Origin of the sequence: Actinomadura sp. B10D3, assembly GCF_039871695.1 — a bacterium.
Lineage (GTDB): Bacteria > Actinomycetota > Actinomycetes > Streptosporangiales > Streptosporangiaceae > Spirillospora > Spirillospora madurae.
The window spans coordinates 133623-150354 of sequence record NZ_JBDPLY010000002.1; the positions used below are offsets into that span (position 1 = coordinate 133623).

The window sequence follows — 16732 nt, forward strand, 5'->3', positions numbered from 1 at the left end:
CGGCAATCTCCCCCGACGCCTCCAACGGCGGTCGACCAGAGTCACACCCTGGCCCTCGTCGCCGAACTGGTCGAGCAGACTCACGCCCTGGCCCTCGTCGCCGAACCGGCTAGAGAGGCTTCGGCGTCAGCTCGTCAGGGCGGCGGCGCGACCTTGTGGTGAGCGGTTGGAGCGGGGCCGGCGGGCGTGGCGCGGCGCGGTCCGGCGCGGCCGTCCGGTGACCGGCGCCCACGCCGCACGCTCCGGGCGGCCTGGCGCGGGGCCGCGCAGCGGCCTGAGGCGCCGCCGCCACTTGATCTAAAACAGCCAAATTCGGCAAGGATCATGGCTGGTCCGGCGTCGGGCGTCAGTGATGGCCGCGTAGCCGTGCCTGGCCTACGGGGTGCCAGTCCCAGAGGCGTTCTGCTCCGCGTTGGTCGACCAGGGTCACGGTGTCGATGGTGACGTGGCGGGTTGGAAGCTCTCGGCCGAGTGCGGTGATGAGTGGTCCGGCTGGTTGGTCGGTCTCGCTGTAGGCGATGGTCATGTGCGGAGTCCAGGTGTCGGGCCCCTCGGTTCTGCCTTCGCTGCCGGTGACTTTGAGGGTGGCCTCTTGGACAGCCTCGCGGATCCTGACCAAGAGGTCTGCGGGCTGGACGGCAACGGCGATCGCTTCGGGGTGGTAGAGGATCCGGCCGAGCGTCACGTTGGTTGGTGTGATCTTGGTGAGGAGACCCTGTGCTATGGCGCGCATGTCTTGCTGCTGGGTGTCGCTGATCTCGTGGGTAGGTCCGGCGACGTGGGCAGTGATGTGCAGCCACTCGGCGGGGGTCATGTGCAGGCCGGAGAGGTTGGCAAGTCGATCTTGTGCGGTCTGGACGAGTTCCTGTGCTTCGGGATGGTCGCCCATGAGGATGTGCCAGTAGAGCGTGCCCTGACCTGGTCCTGGTTCCGCGCGGTTCCGCCATCGGTCGGCCATGTGCGCGGGTAGCGGACTCATGGGCTCTCCATATCTTCATCATCGGTCAGGGCGGCAGCGTTGAAGTCTCGGATCTGCTGTTTGAGCTGGGCGACAAGCGGACTGCCATGGAAGCGCGGTCCGTTAAGTCGGCGGTCTAGGTCTGCGAGGTAGCGAGTGACGGTCGTAAGGCGCATTCCGGGGTCCAGCGTCAGAAGCTTGGTCAGTTCCTCGGCGGTGCCCTCCAGGTCACCGTTCAGGAGGTGGGCGACTCCGGTTCCTACGCGTATCTGAGCCCAGTTCGCGGGCGAGATCAGGGCGCCTGCGGCCCATGCGCTATCTGCCATCCCGGCGGCTTGTAGCGCGCCGTCGAGGTCACCGGTTCGCATAGCCACCGACAGAGCGAACAAGGCTTGGCGCTCGATCGGGAACGACCACACCGAGTGATCAGAGGGGGTGTCGTGGGTGGCCTCGGCGGATTGCTCGGCGCGGGTCACTGCCTCGCGTGCCCTGTTCTTGTCCCCGAGCAGAACGGCGGCATTCGCTTCGTACCAGGCAAGTTGTGTCTTCATGGGATTGGGAGAGCTGGCCTCAAAGCCTTGCCGGGCGAGGTCGGCTGCCTCGATGAAGCGGTTCTGCCAGCATGCCGTCTTGGCCTGGGCGTACCACGCGAACGACTCGCTTGCTCCGGCCTCCTGGGCCAGGATGAGCGCGGCGGCGGCATACTCCTCGGCGGCGGCGTCGAGGTCGACGTCTCCGAGGATCACAGCAGCGTGGGCAAGTAGGTCTGAATCGATCTTGATCAGCTCCCGCGTGTGGCGGGGCCGGTGGCGTCCGCCCTCCAAGAGCTGCTGAGGTTCCCCCGTAGCACGGACAGCTGGGGTGAGATGGGTCAGGTGCTCGCGCTCTAGCCGTGGCACTGCGCCGGAAAGACATCGACCTCAAGGCCGGCACCGTGCGGGTTGAGCGGACCCTCGTCGAGGTGACTGGCAGGCCGCTCCACTTCGGACCGCCAAAGACTGCGGCGGGCGTCCGGACGCATCCCATTCCGGCAATCGTCCTCCCCGAGCTGAGAGAGCACGTCAAGAAGTTCGCCCAGGACGGCGATGAGGGGCTCATCTTCGTCGGCGGTAAGGGGGCGCTGCTCCGGCGGGCGAACTTCCGGCGCAATTGGGTGCGAGCCTTGGACAAGGCGGGGCTCAAGGACGTGCGGTTTCACGACCTCCGCCACACCGGGAACACCCTTGCCGCCATCGCTGGGGCGACGCTCCCAGAGCTCAAAGAACGCATGGGCCATGCCAGCGACCGCGCGGCCACGATCTATCTCCACGCGACGGACGAGCGGCACCGGGAGATCGCCGACACCCTGAGGGCGATGGCCAAGGCTGAACTCAAGGGAAAGAAGCGATCGGGCACGCAACGGGCACGAAAGCAAAAGAAGAGATCGTGAGAGGCGAGAGCCCAGGTCGGAACATGGCTTCTGACCTGGGCGTTTTGCCTGGTGGAGCCTAGGGGATTCGAACCCCTGACACCCGGCTTGCAAAGCCGGTGCTCTACCAACTGAGCTAAGGCCCCTTGTCTTCTGTTGTTTGACCTGCGGTGACACCGGACCGGCGCAACCGGTGACGATCGTACACCGTCGGAGCAGCACAGGCTTTCCGGACGGGGGCGGCCGGTAGGGCACCGGCGCGCGACTACGGCTCTGGAGGTCTGATGCAAGCCGAGGTCATCCCGTTCACCCCGTCCCGGATCACGCTCACCAGTATCGGGGGCAGCAGACCAGCGCGGTGGTTCATTGTGGGATGCCGCCGATGATGTCGCGGGCGCCCTTGCGGTTCAGGACCCCGGCGACGTACGCGCCGAGCTCGAACGCTCGGTCGCGGGTGTCCCACTCGTGGGCGTGGGCGAAGTTCGCGCCTTCCCCGGTGAACACCATGCCCTACAGGGACAGTTGCCCATCCTCCGTGGTGTGGCAGTGCCCGGCGATCGGGGAATTGCAGTGCCCTTGGAGTCCGTGCAGCATCGCCCGTTCGGCCGTCACGTGGATGCGGGTCTCGGCGTGGTCGATGAGCTGCAGGAGCTTGACCATGCCTTCGTCGGACTTTCGGCACTGCACGCCGATGACGCCGGCGCCGACGGCCGGGCACATCTGGTCCCTGTCCAGGACCTGCCCGACCCGGTGACCCATCCCGACCTGGTGCACGCCGCCGCACGACAGCACCAGTCCTTCCAGGTCGGACTCGTCCAGGCGGGCGATGCGGGGGACGACGTTGCCGCGGAACCGCTCGACTTGCAGGTCGGGCCGGTGACGGAGGATCTGAGCCTTGCGACGGACGGAGGAGGTACCGAGGCGGGCAGCGGACGGGAGGTCGTCGATGTGGGCGTACTTGGAGCCCTCGCGCCAGACGATGCAGTCGCGGACGTCGTCGCGCTGCAGGTAGGCGGCGAACACCAGCCCGGACGGCAGCGGCACGTCCCCGGGGACGTCTTTCATGCAGTGCATCGCGGCGTCGATCTCGCCGATGGTGAGGGCCTTGTCGATCTCCTTCATGAACAGGCCCTTGCCGCCCAGCTCGGACAGGTCGCCCTTGTGCCGGTCACCTGAGGTGATGATCTCGACCAGTTCGATGCGCAGGCCGGGCACGGCAAGGCGGAGGTCGGAGATGACGCGGTTGGCGTAGGCGCGGGCCAGGTGCGACTTGCGGCACCCGAGGCGCAGCGGCCGGTCCGGCAGGTTCCGGGTGAAGTCGCCGAACCATGCGGGCACCCGCGCTGGGCCTCGGCGCTCCTCCACCGGGCTCCCTACCCGGGGTGGTGGGGGGTCGGGGTATCGGTGGTGGGGAGGATGAGGTCGGGGAGGGACGCCACGCTGGGGAGGATGTGGGTGGCGCCGGCGTCGAGGAGGCGGTCGTGGTCGTGGGCGCCGGTGAGGACGCCCGCGACGATGGACGCGCCGGAGCGGCGGCCGGTGACCATGTCGTTGGCGGTGTCGCCGCAGACGGCGATGTGGCGGACGTCGTCCACGCCGAGGCGAAGGGCGGCGGTCAGGACGAGGTCGGGCCAGGGGCGGCCGCGGGGGACGTCGGCGGGGCAGAGCGTCAGGTCGACGCGGTCCCACCAGTCGAGGGCGTCGAGGATGCGGGCCTGGGTGCTGCGGCCGAAGCCGGTGAGCAGGCACACGCGCACGCCGGCGCCGCGGATGCGTCGCAGGGCCTCATCGGCGCCGGGTACGGGTTTGAGGCCGTGCCGGTCGACGAGCTGGTCGTAGGACCGCTCGAACGCCAGGTTCGCGGCCTGGGCGCGGGGTTCGTCGAAGAGCGCGCGGAAGATGGCGATCTTCGAGCCGCCGCGGGAGTCGCGGAAGCGGGTGAGGGCACGGTCGTAGGCCGCCGTGCCGGAGACGATCCCCAGGGTGGCGATCGCCTCGGCGAAGGCGGATTCGACCGTGTCGCCGTCCGCGACGGTGGTCCCGGCGAGATCGAGGCAGGCGACGGTGATCGGCTCTGCTTCGTTCACGCCGGGGCCGGTCGCCGGCGGATCAGTTGTCGGACGACGTGGCCTCGGTCCACAGGTCCAGCTCGGCGCGGTCCTGCTGGAGCTTGCGCCAGACAGCGAAGCCACCGAGTGCGACAACGGCGAGGACGAGCAGCTTCTTCACGGTGGGACCCCTTCACCTCGACTATCAAGTCAATCCCGGGAAATGCGGAACGATGTCTGCTTCCCCCGGCCCTCCGCAGCCTAGCAACCGATGCCGGGCGATCATCACCCACTCGCCGTCATCGGACCAGCAGTCCCAAAGAAGCTGTCACGTTTTCGCCATCTCGCCGGGACGCCGGGACGGTCGCATAATCCGTGGTGACGACCCTTCGGGAGTGCCGATGGCAGAGGATGACTTCCGGCGTTGGGAACGCGAGTTCGACATGGGTGTGCCGGACGAGCGGGCGACGGGAGGCCGCGGGCTGGTGCTCGCCGCGGGCGCGACGGCCACGGGCTGCGCCGCAATGATCGCGCTGGGCGAGGTGGTCCTCGGCGTCTCGGGGCTCGTGCTGTCGTCGATCATCCTGCTGCTGTGGCGCATCGGGATGTGATCCGCCATCATCGCGGCATGGATCTGCGCGGAGCGAACGCCCTGGTGACCGGCGCGACCGGCGGTATCGGCCAGGCCCTGGCGAAAGCGCTGGCCGATCGCGGTGCACGGCTCGTCCTGACGGGCCGCCGGGCGGACGTCCTGGAACCGCTCGCGGAACGGCTCGGCGCCCGCGCGATCGTCGCCGACCTGGCCGATCGTGCCACGGCCGAGTCGCTGCTGGACGAGGCCGGGCGCGTGGACGTACTGGTCGCGAACGCGGCGCTGCCCGCGTCCGGGCTGCTGGCGGAGTACTCGATCGCGCAGATCGACCGGGTACTGGACGTGAACCTGCGGGCGCCGGTCGTGATGGCGAAGCTCGCGGCCGACCAGATGGCCGATCGTGGCCGCGGGCATCTGGTCTTCGTGTCATCGCTGTCCGGCAAGACCGCGTCCGGGAACGCGTCCTTGTACAACGCGACGAAGTTCGGGATGCGGGGGTTCGCGCTCGCGCTGCGGGAGGACATGCGCCCGCACGGCGTCGGCGTCTCGACCGTCTTCCCCGGTTTCATCCGGGACGCCGGGATGTTCGCCGAGGCGGGCGTGACCCTGCCCAAGGGGATCGGTACGCGCACGCCCCGAGATGTGGCGCGGGCGACCGTCCGGGCCATCGAGCGGAACATCGCGGAGGTCGATGTCGCGCCGCTCGGGCTGCGGCTCGGCGCCCGGATCGGCGGGGTCGCGCCCGTCCTGTCGGCTGCGGTGCAGCGGCGGGCGGGCGGTCACCGGGTCTCGCGAAACCTCGCGAACGGTCAGCGCCACAAGCGGTAGCGACAAATCAGGATCTTCCGGCGATAATCCGGGCGGGCCCGCTTGATCAGCGGGCCGAGCCGGCGCAGCGTCCGGGCCGCATCCCGCCCGCCGCGTGCGCCTCCGGCGCGCGAGGAGGGTCTGCGCATGTGGACGGGCAGGACGATCGTGATCGGGACGGCGGCCGCGGCCGTCCTGTCGATGGCGGCGGCTCCCGCGCGGGCGGCCGACCCCGCGGACGCGACAGTGGTGCCGGTCCAGGTCACCGGTGATCCCGCCAAGCGGTTCAACCTGGTCGTGCTGGGGGACGGCTACACGGCGGCGGACATGCCGAAATTCCGCACCCACCTCGCCGAGCATCTGAACGACCTGTGGACGATCGAGCCGTTCAAGTCGTACCGCAGCTACATCAACGTGTACGCGGTCGAAATCCCCTCGGGGGAATCGGGGGTGAGCTGCGACCCGGCGCTGTCCTCACCGCGTCGGAAAACCCCGCTGAGCATGGCGTTCTGGAGCGGTTGCCAAGACGACGGCATTCAGCGTCTCCTCGTCATGGACTCCAACGCGGCCAAGACGTACGCGGACCTCGTCCAGGGGACGACGGCGGAAAACCGGCAGATCCTCGCGCTCGCCAACAGCGACACCTACGGCGGCGCGGGCGGCGCCTATGCGACGGCGTCCGGCGGAAACGCGATGTCCGCTCTCATCGCTCCGCACGAACTCGGCCATTCTCTGGGCGGGCTGGACGACGAGTACGACTACTACCAGCGGGGCGTGCCCGGCGGGACGTACACCGGCCCTGAGCCCGAGTCCATCCACCACACGCTGCTGACAGAGCGCGAAATGAAGGCGCAGAAGGCGAAATGGTGGCGGTGGCTCGGTGAACGGAGCGAGGCCGGCGGCACCATCGGACGGTACGAGGGCGGGCTCTACTCCAGTAAGGGCGTGTGGAGGCCGAGCCAGCACTCGATGATGAAATCGCTCGGCTATTACTACGACCAGGTCGCGCGTGAACGTATGACCCAGCGGGTGTCAGCCAAGGTGAATCTCGTCCAGGCGCACACGCCAACGGACGCCCCTGTGGGCGACGACCGTGTTCTCTGGGTAGAGACGATGCACCCGTCCGGCCACCAACTGTCTCGTTCCTGGACGGTCGATGGGAAGACGGTGGCGCGGGGCGCGAACCTCGATCTGTCGAAGCTGCACCTGAAGAAGGGCACGCACACGGTCAAGGTCACGGTCACCGACCCGACCAGTTTCGTCCGAGACCCGGCCATCAGGTCGTCGGCGGCTCTCACGCAGGTTCGCTCTTGGACGGTCGACACTGGCCTGAGCACGCAGCCCGCCACCGTCCCCGTCGATATCAGTTCGTCCACTCCGACCGACAAGCCCGTTGGGGGCGAGTCCGTCGTGTATGTGGAAACCACCCACCCTGACCAGAGCGTGCCGAAGGTGCGCTGGGAGCTCGACGGGCGACCTGTGCGCGGCGGCGACCGGGACATCGATCTCGGACGGTTCCGCCTGGCCAAGGGCACCCACACGCTGGTCGCCCGCGTCGGAACCAAGAGCCTCACCTGGACGATCGACGCACAGAAACCGACGGTGACCTACGAGCTGTCCAAGGCAGCACAGAGCTCGCTTCGCCCTGGACGCACGCCCGAGTATGTCTTCAACGGTCCCTTCACCATGCGGCTCACCGGCTCGGACGATCGCCCAGGCGTCGTCGTGTCCGAATTCCGCGTGGACGGTGACGGCTGGTTCAACTACTTCGGCTGGCCGACCGACTCGTCCGCCCCCTGGCTCTTCACCGAGAACGGCACGGTCATCGACAGCCTGACCTACGGCAAGCTGGGCAAGGGCCGGCACACCATCGAGTACCGCGCGATCGACCCGTCCGGCAACACGGCCAAGCCCGGCAAGTTCATCGTCACCCTCCGCTGACCCCGCACGCAGGACACCACCACTGCACCGCCCCCAACATCCGCGACGCCCAGGTGACGCCGCAGCCGGCTGAAGTCAGCGGTCGGCGGCTGGTTCGGGGGTGGGGGTGGCGTCGTGCGCCGGAGGCGGGGCGGTCGGGGAGCGCCGGGCGGTGGCGAAGATGGAGCCGCCGAGGATCAGCACGAAGGACGCGATGATCGTCCCGGTGAGGGGCTCGCCGAGGAAAACGACGCCGGCGGCCACCGCGACGGCCGGGTTCACGTAGGTGAACACCATGCCCCGGGACGTGCCGACCTCCCGGATCAGCTCGAAGAAGACGATGAACGCCAGCGCCGTGCACACCAGGCCGAGCGCGATCAGCGCCGCCACGACGCGTCCGCTCGGCATGGTCTCCGGCCACGTGGCGATCGCGGGGCCGGTGTAGACGAGCGCGGCGATCGCCAGCGAGAACGCGGCCATGTGGAGGCTCGGGAGCTCGTGCAGCCGCCGGGTGGCGATCATCGGGGCGATCGAGTACCCGAGCGCGACCAGCATGACCTCGCCGACCGCCCAGGCGCTGCCGCCGCCGAGATGCGGTCCCGCCAGGACGCCGACGCCGGCCAGCCCGATCAGCAGCCCGGCCCAGCGCACCGGTCCCAGCCGCTCCGCGTCGCCGGTGAGCCGCGCGAGCACCACCCCGATGATCGGGACGGCGGCGATCAGCAGACCGGTCATGGAGCTGGTCAGCCGGTTCTCCGCGTCCGACAGCAGCGCCCACGGGCCGAGGATCTCCACCGCGGTGAACGCCAGCAGCGCAAGCCAGTGCCGGCGGACCACGGCGAGCCGCCCCGACCTGACCACCAGCGGCAGCAGGATCAGCGCGCCGAGCGCCGTCCGTGCGAACACCACCATGGGGACCGAGACGCTCTCGACCGCCACCTTGATCAACAGATAGGGAATGCCCCACAGCACGCTCATCAGCGCGAACAGCACCCAGCCACGGCGACTCAACCCGACCTCCGATCCCGCACGGACGTTCAGGATGCGGGACGCCGGGTCAGGCTGTCTTGAACGGAGTTGCGGTAAATGCCCGGAGTGACGCCCACCACGCGGCGGAACCAGCGGGTGAGATGGGCCTGGTCGGCGAACCCGGCGAGCGTCGCCGCGTCGGCCGGTCTGTGCCCCGAGTCCAGCAGAGTCCGCGCGCGGGCCACCCGATGCTGGGCGAGCCATGCGTACGGCGGCATGCCCATCGCGTCCCGGAAGGCGCGCAGCAACTGGTAGCGCGAGAGGTCCAGGTCGGCGGCGACCTCGGCGAGGGTCGGCGGGGCGATCATCTCGTCGGAAAGCCGGGCCGCTACCACCTGCGCTATGCGTGCCGCTTCGGCCCGGCGGTGGCCGGGAGGCGGCTTGGGACGGGACGTCGCATGCCGCCGGACCAGGGCACCGAGCACCCCGAGCAGCCGCGACTCGCCTTCGAGCGGGTCTTCTCCCGTCCTCAGCGCCCGGTGGGCCAGCCGGAGGGACTCACCGAGCCGCGGGTCATCGATGATCGGTTCCCGGAAGTGCGGCGTCGCCTCGACTCCGGCGGTCGTCGCGGCCCCCAGCAGATCGGCTCCGGGATAGAGGCAGAGGTAGGCGAACCCGTCGGGATGCGCCGGACCACCGGTGTGCGCCTCGCCGGGCTCGACCACCACGATGCTGCCGGTCCCTGAGTAGACCTTCTCACCCCGGTACCGCATCGTCTCCGTACCGTCGACGGTCACGCCGATGGCGTACTCGTCGTGGGCGTGCAGCGCGTAGTGCCGGCGTCCGATCCGGGCCGTCAGCAGGTCGAGCGGTGCCCCCTGGACGCCGTCGACTCGTGTCCACAGCGTCCGGTCGCCCCGCCGCGGACCGGCCTCACGCGGAGAAGACGTGCCGAATCCGCCAGCGGTCCTCGTCACGTCCAAGCTCCACGACGGCCACGCCTTCGGCGCCGGTGACCCGCATCCGGTAGACCCTGCCCTCCTGGGCGGTCCCGTAGGTCTTCAGCACCTCGTCCACCGCGTAGCGCGCCCCTCGCCACTCGTACGCGGTGAGCCGCCCCGCCCGGTCGTGCTCCGTGCGAACCGGCTCGTTCAGCAACTGCCCCATGGCGGGAGCGTAGCACGCATTCGAACTGGTGTTCGCAGGTGAGGGCACCTTTTACCTTCTGCTCAACCCTGGCCCGAACCCGCGAAACCCGCGGCCCCGTCGGCGGTTTCGCCCCCTCCGGCCCTCCGCCGCAGAGCCGAATCAAGCGCGTCATACACAAACCAACAGACAACCCCCGACCCCTCATCCTCCGCTCCAAGCTGACCGATCAACACACCCACGAACACCTGAGGGGCCCTCGCCCGGCATATCGCCTTGCCCCACCGCTACCACCCTCGACACCGCGTCGCTGTCCATCGCACAGGGCTGCGCCCAGCCACGCCTCGCTCCGGGAGGACGACGGGCGAGGTCCCCTACGCGATACGCGTGCGGCGAGCACTCGCGACCTCGTCGCTTCTTCCCCGTGCGCCGCGCTGCCGGCCGATGGTTCCTGTCGGACCACCGGACGCGGTTATGGGAGGGCCTCGGCAGGGAGTCGACCGAGCACACTCGCGCTGGGTGGGCGCCCGCCCCCGGCGCCGGATCCAGCGCGCCACTGACCACGATCGCGTCGAACGCGGCGAAGAACCGTGGGCTGGCGACGGGGGTGGGGGTAGGGAAGGATCGCGGGTGATCAAAGGAGAAATCGTGATCAATGGTGCGCATGTCATCCTCTACAGCAACGATGCCGAGGCGTGCGACGACGTCCGGGCCACGTTGGACGAGCTCACCGGCAAGGGCGTCAAGGTGGCCGCGCCCATCAGCGACCAGGGGTGGGGACTGCTCGCGGCGATCGAACTGCCGAGCGGAGCGGAGTTGCCGATCTATCAGCCGCGGCACCCGCTGGCGAAGGACCTGTAGGGCACGTCATCCACAGGCTGTGGGCAACCTTCGCACACACCTCCCTCATCGTCGTACAGGGCGATCCAGAGGCCGCGTCCACAAGCGGATCCCCAGAACAGCGGGGGTTTCCACGGTGCTGACGCGACATCGATCGCCGTTGTGTCCATCATGCCGGGGGTGCCATGCACATCCACAGAATCCACAACCTGTGGATAACTCTCGTGCACAACCTGGGTACGACGGCCCGGCTCCGCGTCCACCATTCTTCCCCAGGTCGCCCCCAACCGTGAGTCAGGTTATCCACGTCGTGGAAAAGCCTCTGACCTGCAACTAGGCCACTCCTGAGGCGGTGCGCCCCACAGCCCGTTCACAGCCTGTGGGCGGATCCCCTCCACACCCTCACCGGGTCGGTGGACAGCGTTGCCCACAGCAATCCCCAGCCGCGTCCCCAACAGAGGCACAGGTGGGGACGCTTCGGATGCCGGGCCGGAACCGTGGTGCCGCCGCTCCGATCCCGCCTCACTCGGCTGGTTCACCTGCCTGTTCTGACGCGCTTTCCAGGTCGGTCAAGCGGTGGAGGTCGTCCTCCAGGCCGGTCGGGTCGAGGAGATCGACCGCGCGGGCCTGCGCCGCGAGTACGCGTGCGCGCGACCAGTCCTCCAGCTGGACGGCCGCGTCCGCGCGCAGGACGAGGGCCTTCAGGCGTTCGGCCGGCGTCAGCGGCTCGTCGGAGGCCAGCAGGTGATCAAGGACCCTGGCCGCGGCCCGCCACGAAACGCTTCATACAGTGCGTCGACGTCCGTTGTGATGACGTAGCACATGTTCATGGACGCCGCCGGATCGTGCTTCTTCCAGCCGAAGAACTGCAGCTCGATGTCACCGCGGCGAACCTCCAGGTCGGCACGTGACGCCCGTCCACCTGGCCCGTCCCGCCTAAGCGCAGCCTGGGGCCAGCCTGCCCGTGAATGCTCAGCCAGGTCTCGGCGACTCTCAGGCCGGTCGGCCGGGTCGGGAGATGCTGTCGACTTCGATAAGTCCGTCATCCTTGCGGTCGCCGTGTTTCCACAGGCAGAGGTGCCATCCGTGGACAAGTCAAGCCCCCACGCACCGTCCCAACCTGATCAGCGCGCACCCATCCAGGAGTTGCCGCACCGCTTGCTATCCGCAGGTCCAGCCGGAAGCCCGGATCGTCCGGTCCCGGCGCTCCGAGTTCGCATCCGCGAGTGGCGGCCGCCGTCCAGCAGACGACGAAACCGTTCACCGCCCGAACCTAAGGATGCGTCCTTCCAGGGCGCTTGACCGGGAAGGTGGAGAATGATGTGAGGGTGATCGCAGCGACTGCCACCGCTTACAGCGATCACGGGCGGGACAGAGACGTGGAAGTGTTCGCCTCTGTTGGGGCCATCCTCCGCTGAGCCACTTCCGTCGCGAGTTATCCACAGGTTGTGGAAAGAGCGGCAAGGAGGTCAGGCGGCGAGCGCCCGGGGGAATCTGGTCGCGCCTGAACGGTGACGCCCTTCCGCCCCCTCTTCGACCTGATTCTGAGCTGGAAACGCACGGTAAATGCCTTGGCCCTGGGACGTCCGCTCCGGGCAGACTTTGCGGATGCCCACCCGCACCCTTTGGCGTCCGGTCGGCCCGGCCGAATTGGAGCTCCTGCGCGCCTCGGACTGGAGGGCGTGGCCGTCGCGTCTTCCAGACCAACCGATCTTCTACCCCGTCCTCAACGAGGAGTACGCGATCAAGATCGCACGCGACTGGAACGTGCCCGCCCATGGCTCCGGTTACGTGACACGATTCGAGGTGGACGCCGCCTTCGCCGCCCGCTACCCGATCCGCCAGGTCGGCGGCCGAACCATCCTGGAACTGTGGGTGCCTGCGGAGGAACTCGAAGAGTTCAACGAGCACATCGTCGGCCGCATCGAGGTGATCCACGAGTTCCACGCCCAGCCTCCGGCCTGACGATTCGAGTTATCCACAACCTGTGGAGAAACCCCCTGCTTCTATGGATAACCCTCTGTGATCTGTCCGCTCAAGGCGGCTTCTGTGGACCGCGAACGGATGACGCTCCCGAGGGCACGGAGGCGGTGAGCGCCCTTCCTGCCTGATGGGACGCCGTGAGGTAGCCACCAGAGACCTCCTCGACTCGCGCAGCGTTCGGATGGCCGTATCGATGGCCAGCGAGCGGCGGTCCCCCAATCTCGGGTGCGCAACCACGCCTCTACCAAGCACCGAGTCCCACTACTCGACCGATCCGAGCGAGCCTTCGAATCCGCCGTTGCAAGATCAACGAAGATCCGGCGAAAGTGCCGTCTGGCCGCTGACTGCGTTCCGTGCAGGCCGTGGCCGCAAGATCACCCACACCGACAGCCAGCAGCCACATCTCAGCAGGCGACCACCTTCTGAACATCGACCTGACCTGTCCACACCTGGGGACTGTCTCCCAGATCCGTCAGTGGGATCGTAGTGATCGTGATCGAGTCCTAGACGGTCGGCCGAGGTGGTGCTGAGGATCCTTCGGGCGAGCGTGCAATGGTGATGCTGTTCGAAGCGGAGGCGTGATCCCGGTGAACACGCTGGAGATCCTGAGGCCCACGGAGCGAGCGGCGGTTTCGTCCTGCCCAACGGGCAACATGGCGAGTACTCAACGGACACCGCGCCGAGCGAGCCTGACGGTTCGCATGGTCGGGCAGCGCCATTGCTTAAGCCGGTCAACGCATCGTTCGGCCGCCATGCGCGCTCGTGTGTTCGGCTGCGCGGACCGGTACGGCCGCGCGGGCAACGGGCCGCCTCCTTCGCTCGCCTACCACCGCCGAGGCGGTGCGACGCGCTGTCGGTGGCGATGGTGGCGGTCCCCAGAATGGGCCGGCAACCGCCGAGGGCGCCCCAGACCTGTCGGTACCGTCGGGGGGTGCCTGCCGTGCGCTCCCGGCAGGCACCGGCGCGGGCCGCCAACTGGTGGCTTGCTGACACCGCCGTAGCCTGCGGCGTCCACTCGCAGGCCGGAGTTACGAAAGCCGCCGAGCGGGACCGACGGCACTGCGGCCATGGAGGCCCGGCTGGCGTTACCACGGTGCGCTGGCCGCCCCCACCAGGCGCTGGCGGCCGCGGGTCGCCGCCGTCCGCTGGCCTCGGGCGAGGGACTCGTGGCGGCGGTCAGCCTGACTGACTCATGCACCGGCTTCAGTGGGTGGTGCTCTTCTGCGCTTGCCGCCGATGCGGAGCGCCGCGACGACCTGCCCGCGGCGTCCCCGCCCGTCTGCGAAGCGTGCCGGTGTCTTGACGTGGGCTTCGCGGCGTCCAGGCCGTGATGGGACCTGCGGCGCAGCCAGCGAGACTTCGGGACGCCCTCTGGCGTCTTGTACCGCCAGCGGCGCCTTCCCTGGGGGCACATGGTGTGCGCGTGCGGCCTCGTCGCGGACGATGGGTGACCCGGTCAGCGGGCTGCGGGATCGCAGCCTGAACGCCGCGTCCGGCGAAGGAGTCTGTGGATCACGCGGGAGGGTGGACGTCTTGGGGCTGATTCACCAACACCGCACATCCCTCGCCTACTGCCCAGTCCCGTCGATCAGCGGTCCTTGCCGCGACGGCGACGGTCAGCGGTCCATGACAAGTCCGCTCCGCTATGACCCTGTGAGCCCCTGTCCCAGGCCCGCATGTCACGACGGTTCTCGCGCGCCTCCTCCATCATCGCCGTACCGTCTCGGAACCGATGCCCCCGCTTTTTGAGACGCCGGTCGAAAATAGCCGCGAACAAGAGCAACAGAGCGATGAAGCCGACAATCACCATCCACCACATGCAGTCATACTCCTTCATCACGCTCAACCCGAGAAGGAACAACTGCACAGAACTTTGGATCACCACAAGAGCCGGCCAACGCACCGGGTGCGCGACGACACGGTGACCTGGGTTCCACGTCACCGCCCCGGGCGGGTCCGGGGACGTCCCAACCTATGATCAGCTGGCTCGGTGCCCGTCCTGCCGGGCGGCTCGCGCTGCGCCCCGCCGTGCCGCCGCCCCGGTGTCGTCGCGCAATCTGTGGCGAAACAGAGAGATGACTGCCGCGTGCCATTCGGCTCCCCTGACCTGCCGAACCTCACCTCCGGCTGATCTGCTCGGGGTCGGAGATCCGGCCGGAGGCGAGTTCGTGGTTCGTCAGGCGGGACCGAGGAGGTCCCATCGGTTGCCGGCAATGTCGAGGAAGACGACGACCCGTCCGTAGGCCTCTGTGCGGGGCTCGGTGACGAAGTTGACTCCGGCGGCCGTCATGCGTTCGTAGGCGGCATCGAAGTCGTCCGTTTGGAGAAAGAATCCGACGCGGCCGGCCACCTGGTTTCCGACGGCACCGGCTTGACGTTCACCGTCCGCACGGGCCAGCAAGATGCCGGTTTCGGCGCCCGGCGGCCGGACGACGACCCAGCGTTTCGGACGGCCGTCGTTGGTCAGTGATGGCGAGTCCTCGACCAGGTCGAAGCCCAGGGACGTGGTGAAGAATTCGATGGCTTGATCGTAGTCGTCCACAACGATCGTGATCAGGCTGAGCCGCACTGCATGAGAGTAGCGCCGCTGCCGAGGGGCGCATGGCTCAGCAGCGGCACGCACCCGTGACCGCCGTCAGCCGGATGTGGACCCATCCCGGCCGCCGTCCACCAAGCCCGGGGCTCGGCAGAGTAGCCGGGGAACTGTTCGGCAACTCGGAAAGCTAGGGCCGTTGCCGTCACGGTTGCCGTCAAAAGACCCCCACCGGTACCCGGTGGGGGTCTTTGATCTGGTGGGCCTAGGTGGACTTGAACCACCGGCCTCATCCTTATCAGGGATGCGCTCTAACCGACTGAGCTATAGGCCCGGGGTGTGCCGCCGCCCCTGGCGGCGCAACGAGAGGTTACCCCATCTGGGCGGGCAACCGGAAATCGTTTCGGGGCGGCGGCGGGTGCGGGTTACTCGGCCTCCTTGAGGGTGACCTCGATGCCGCCGACGAGGTCGGCGGCGAGGTTGTAGATGACGGAGCCGACCGTGGAGAGGGCGGTGATGAGCAGGACGTTCAGGGCGCCGACGAGGACGGTGTAGCCGAAGACGCGGAAGAAGGAGAACCAGTTGCCGGCGTCGACGCTGCTGCTGGTCTCGCCCTGCTCCTTGGTGAGGCTGTTGATCGTGTCGCTGATGGCGTCGAAGACGCCGAGGCCGGACAGGATCGCGTACAGGACGATGACGGCGACGAGGAGGACGACGAAGCAGACCAGCGACATGACGAAGCTGAACTTCATCACCGACCAGGGCTCCAGGCGGGAGAGCTGCAGCTGGGCCTTGCGGGCGGGCTTGCCGTTGGACGCCTTCGCGGGCGTGCTGTTCGCCGGGGTGACGGACGTGGACGGGCGGTCCTTCAGGACGGTGCCGGCGAAGCCGCGGATGCCGCCGCCTCCGGAGTTGGAGCGCGACGACGAGTCGGCGCCCGCCGATTTGAACGGCTTCGAAGGCTTGTCCGTACGTCCTGTCGAGACCGATCCGGACGGCTCGGCGGGTTTGGCCCAGCCCGCCGGGCCGGAGGCGGACGCCGCCGGCGTGGAGGCCGCAGGCTTGGACGCGGCGGGCGGGGCCGGTGAGGAGGGTGCGGACGCGGTCCTCGGCTTGCCGTCCTTGGGCGGTTCGGCGGTGTCCTTGACCGGGGCGATCTCGGGCGTGTCCGGTTCGTCGCCGAGGTGGGCGAGGTCGGTCCTGGTCTCCTCGGCCCCGGAACCGGCCTTGTCGGACTCGATGTCGACCTTCGTCTCGTCCCGTGAGGACTTGGCGGACGCGGCGGCGACCGTCCGGCCCGGCTTCGCGGCCGGTTTGGCGCCGGAGGGTTTCGCCCCCGGCTTGGAACCGCCCGGCTTGCCTGACGCGGGTTTCGCCGCCGGCTTGCCGGCGGACGGCTTCTGCTTCGAGTCGGCCTGCTTGGCGGGTGCCTCGTCCTTCTCGCCCGTGCCGGGCCCGTCCTGGTCGTTGCCGGGCTCGGTGCTCACGTGTCCTCCTGGCCTAGCGGCTCGGTGACGATGCTGGATGC

At 68.6% G+C, this 16732-nt stretch carries 18 protein-coding genes and 2 tRNA genes; 6 read left to right on the forward strand and 14 right to left on the reverse strand.

Annotated features, from left to right (window positions below; all coding sequences use genetic code 11):
* Positions 1–346 precede the first annotated feature (346 nt).
* Entirely contained in the window at positions 347–979 is a 633-nt protein-coding gene (locus ABGB11_RS03815) for a 2'-5' RNA ligase family protein (RefSeq protein ID WP_347628825.1), read from the reverse strand.
* Complete coding sequence (locus ABGB11_RS03820; RefSeq protein ID WP_347628827.1) at positions 976–1704, reverse strand: hypothetical protein; 729 nt, start codon at positions 1702–1704, stop codon at positions 976–978. Before ABGB11_RS03820 ends, ABGB11_RS03815 begins: the two co-directional genes overlap by 4 nt.
* A gap of 146 nt (positions 1705–1850) precedes the next feature.
* On the opposite strand from ABGB11_RS03820, the gene ABGB11_RS03825 reads away from it, so the two are divergent.
* The gene (locus ABGB11_RS03825; RefSeq protein WP_347628828.1) at positions 1851–2387 is read left to right on the forward strand and encodes a site-specific integrase; all 537 of its coding nucleotides are present in this window, start codon (positions 1851–1853) and stop codon (positions 2385–2387) included.
* A gap of 49 nt (positions 2388–2436) precedes the next feature.
* Here ABGB11_RS03825 and ABGB11_RS03830 read toward each other — a convergent pair.
* From ABGB11_RS03830 to ABGB11_RS03850, 5 genes are all read right to left on the reverse strand, one after another.
* Positions 2437–2512, reverse strand: a tRNA-Ala gene (locus ABGB11_RS03830).
* 217 nt (positions 2513–2729) lie between these two features.
* A complete protein-coding gene (locus ABGB11_RS03835; RefSeq protein WP_347628830.1) occupies positions 2730–2873 on the reverse strand; it encodes a hypothetical protein in 144 nt (47 codons plus the stop codon).
* Between the two features lie 3 nt (positions 2874–2876).
* A complete protein-coding gene (gene hemC, locus ABGB11_RS03840) occupies positions 2877–3731 on the reverse strand; it encodes a hydroxymethylbilane synthase (RefSeq protein ID WP_347628832.1) in 855 nt (284 codons plus the stop codon).
* 8 nt (positions 3732–3739) lie between these two features.
* A complete protein-coding gene (locus ABGB11_RS03845; RefSeq protein ID WP_347628834.1) occupies positions 3740–4453 on the reverse strand; it encodes an HAD-IA family hydrolase in 714 nt (237 codons plus the stop codon).
* 22 nt (positions 4454–4475) lie between these two features.
* Positions 4476–4595, reverse strand: a complete 120-nt coding sequence (locus tag ABGB11_RS03850) for a DLW-39 family protein (protein WP_021592723.1) — start codon at positions 4593–4595, stop codon at positions 4476–4478.
* A gap of 220 nt (positions 4596–4815) precedes the next feature.
* On the opposite strand from ABGB11_RS03850, the gene ABGB11_RS03855 reads away from it, so the two are divergent.
* From ABGB11_RS03855 to ABGB11_RS03865, 3 genes are all read left to right on the forward strand, one after another.
* Positions 4816–5025, forward strand: a complete 210-nt coding sequence (locus tag ABGB11_RS03855) for a hypothetical protein (RefSeq protein WP_347628837.1) — start codon at positions 4816–4818, stop codon at positions 5023–5025.
* A gap of 17 nt (positions 5026–5042) precedes the next feature.
* Positions 5043–5834, forward strand: coding sequence for an SDR family NAD(P)-dependent oxidoreductase (locus ABGB11_RS03860; RefSeq protein ID WP_347628839.1), 792 nt, complete (start codon positions 5043–5045; stop codon positions 5832–5834).
* A gap of 126 nt (positions 5835–5960) precedes the next feature.
* On the forward strand, positions 5961–7754 hold the full coding sequence (locus ABGB11_RS03865) for a M64 family metallopeptidase (protein WP_347628841.1): 1794 nt from the start codon (positions 5961–5963) through the stop codon (positions 7752–7754).
* 75 nt (positions 7755–7829) lie between these two features.
* Here the strand turns inward: ABGB11_RS03865 and ABGB11_RS03870 are convergent, their stop codons facing one another.
* Genes ABGB11_RS03870 through ABGB11_RS03880 form a run of 3 tightly spaced genes read right to left on the reverse strand, consistent with a single transcriptional unit; the run spans position 7830 to position 9869 of the window.
* Positions 7830–8744 (reverse strand): DMT family transporter, encoded by a 915-nt coding sequence (locus ABGB11_RS03870; RefSeq protein ID WP_347628843.1) that lies wholly within the window; start codon positions 8742–8744, stop codon positions 7830–7832.
* Between the two features lie 26 nt (positions 8745–8770).
* Positions 8771–9679 (reverse strand): AraC family transcriptional regulator, encoded by a 909-nt coding sequence (locus tag ABGB11_RS03875; RefSeq protein WP_347628845.1) that lies wholly within the window; start codon positions 9677–9679, stop codon positions 8771–8773.
* Entirely contained in the window at positions 9636–9869 is a 234-nt protein-coding gene (locus tag ABGB11_RS03880) for a hypothetical protein (protein ID WP_347628847.1), read from the reverse strand. The genes ABGB11_RS03875 and ABGB11_RS03880 overlap by 44 nt, the downstream gene beginning before the upstream one ends.
* A gap of 627 nt (positions 9870–10496) precedes the next feature.
* On the opposite strand from ABGB11_RS03880, the gene ABGB11_RS03885 reads away from it, so the two are divergent.
* Together ABGB11_RS03885 and ABGB11_RS03890 are read left to right on the forward strand one after the other, a co-directional pair.
* Positions 10497–10709: a VOC family protein gene (locus tag ABGB11_RS03885; RefSeq protein WP_347628849.1), complete on the forward strand. Its 213-nt coding sequence runs from the start codon at positions 10497–10499 to the stop codon at positions 10707–10709.
* A 1587-nt stretch (positions 10710–12296) separates the two neighbouring features.
* On the forward strand, positions 12297–12653 hold the full coding sequence (locus ABGB11_RS03890) for an ADP-ribosylation/crystallin J1 (RefSeq protein WP_347628851.1): 357 nt from the start codon (positions 12297–12299) through the stop codon (positions 12651–12653).
* 1606 nt (positions 12654–14259) lie between these two features.
* Here the strand turns inward: ABGB11_RS03890 and ABGB11_RS03895 are convergent.
* From ABGB11_RS03895 to ABGB11_RS03910, 4 genes are all read right to left on the reverse strand, one after another.
* Entirely contained in the window at positions 14260–14508 is a 249-nt protein-coding gene (locus ABGB11_RS03895) for a hypothetical protein (protein WP_347628853.1), read from the reverse strand.
* A 339-nt stretch (positions 14509–14847) separates the two neighbouring features.
* On the reverse strand, positions 14848–15240 hold the full coding sequence (locus ABGB11_RS03900; protein ID WP_347628855.1) for a VOC family protein: 393 nt from the start codon (positions 15238–15240) through the stop codon (positions 14848–14850).
* Positions 15241–15461: 221 nt separating this feature from the next.
* Positions 15462–15538, reverse strand: a tRNA-Ile gene (locus ABGB11_RS03905).
* Between the two features lie 91 nt (positions 15539–15629).
* Positions 15630–16691, reverse strand: a complete 1062-nt coding sequence (locus ABGB11_RS03910; protein ID WP_347628857.1) for a DUF3566 domain-containing protein — start codon at positions 16689–16691, stop codon at positions 15630–15632.
* Between the last annotated feature and the right edge of the window lie 41 nt (positions 16692–16732).

What these genes read in the sequence shown, in the direction of transcription:
- ABGB11_RS03815 (WP_347628825.1), bottom strand. Translation starts at nt 979, where the DNA reads ATGAGTCCGCTACCCGCGCACATGGCCGACCGATGGCGGAACCGCGCG.
- ABGB11_RS03835 (WP_347628830.1), bottom strand. Translation starts at nt 2,873, where the DNA reads ATGGTGTTCACCGGGGAAGGCGCGAACTTCGCCCACGCCCACGAGTGG.
- ABGB11_RS03855 (WP_347628837.1), top strand. Translation starts at nt 4,816, where the DNA reads ATGGCAGAGGATGACTTCCGGCGTTGGGAACGCGAGTTCGACATGGGT.
- ABGB11_RS03860 (WP_347628839.1), top strand. Translation starts at nt 5,043, where the DNA reads ATGGATCTGCGCGGAGCGAACGCCCTGGTGACCGGCGCGACCGGCGGT.
- ABGB11_RS03865 (WP_347628841.1), top strand. Translation starts at nt 5,961, where the DNA reads ATGTGGACGGGCAGGACGATCGTGATCGGGACGGCGGCCGCGGCCGTC.
- ABGB11_RS03880 (WP_347628847.1), bottom strand. Translation starts at nt 9,869, where the DNA reads ATGGGGCAGTTGCTGAACGAGCCGGTTCGCACGGAGCACGACCGGGCG.
- ABGB11_RS03890 (WP_347628851.1), top strand. Translation starts at nt 12,297, where the DNA reads ATGCCCACCCGCACCCTTTGGCGTCCGGTCGGCCCGGCCGAATTGGAG.
- ABGB11_RS03895 (WP_347628853.1), bottom strand. Translation starts at nt 14,508, where the DNA reads ATGAAGGAGTATGACTGCATGTGGTGGATGGTGATTGTCGGCTTCATC.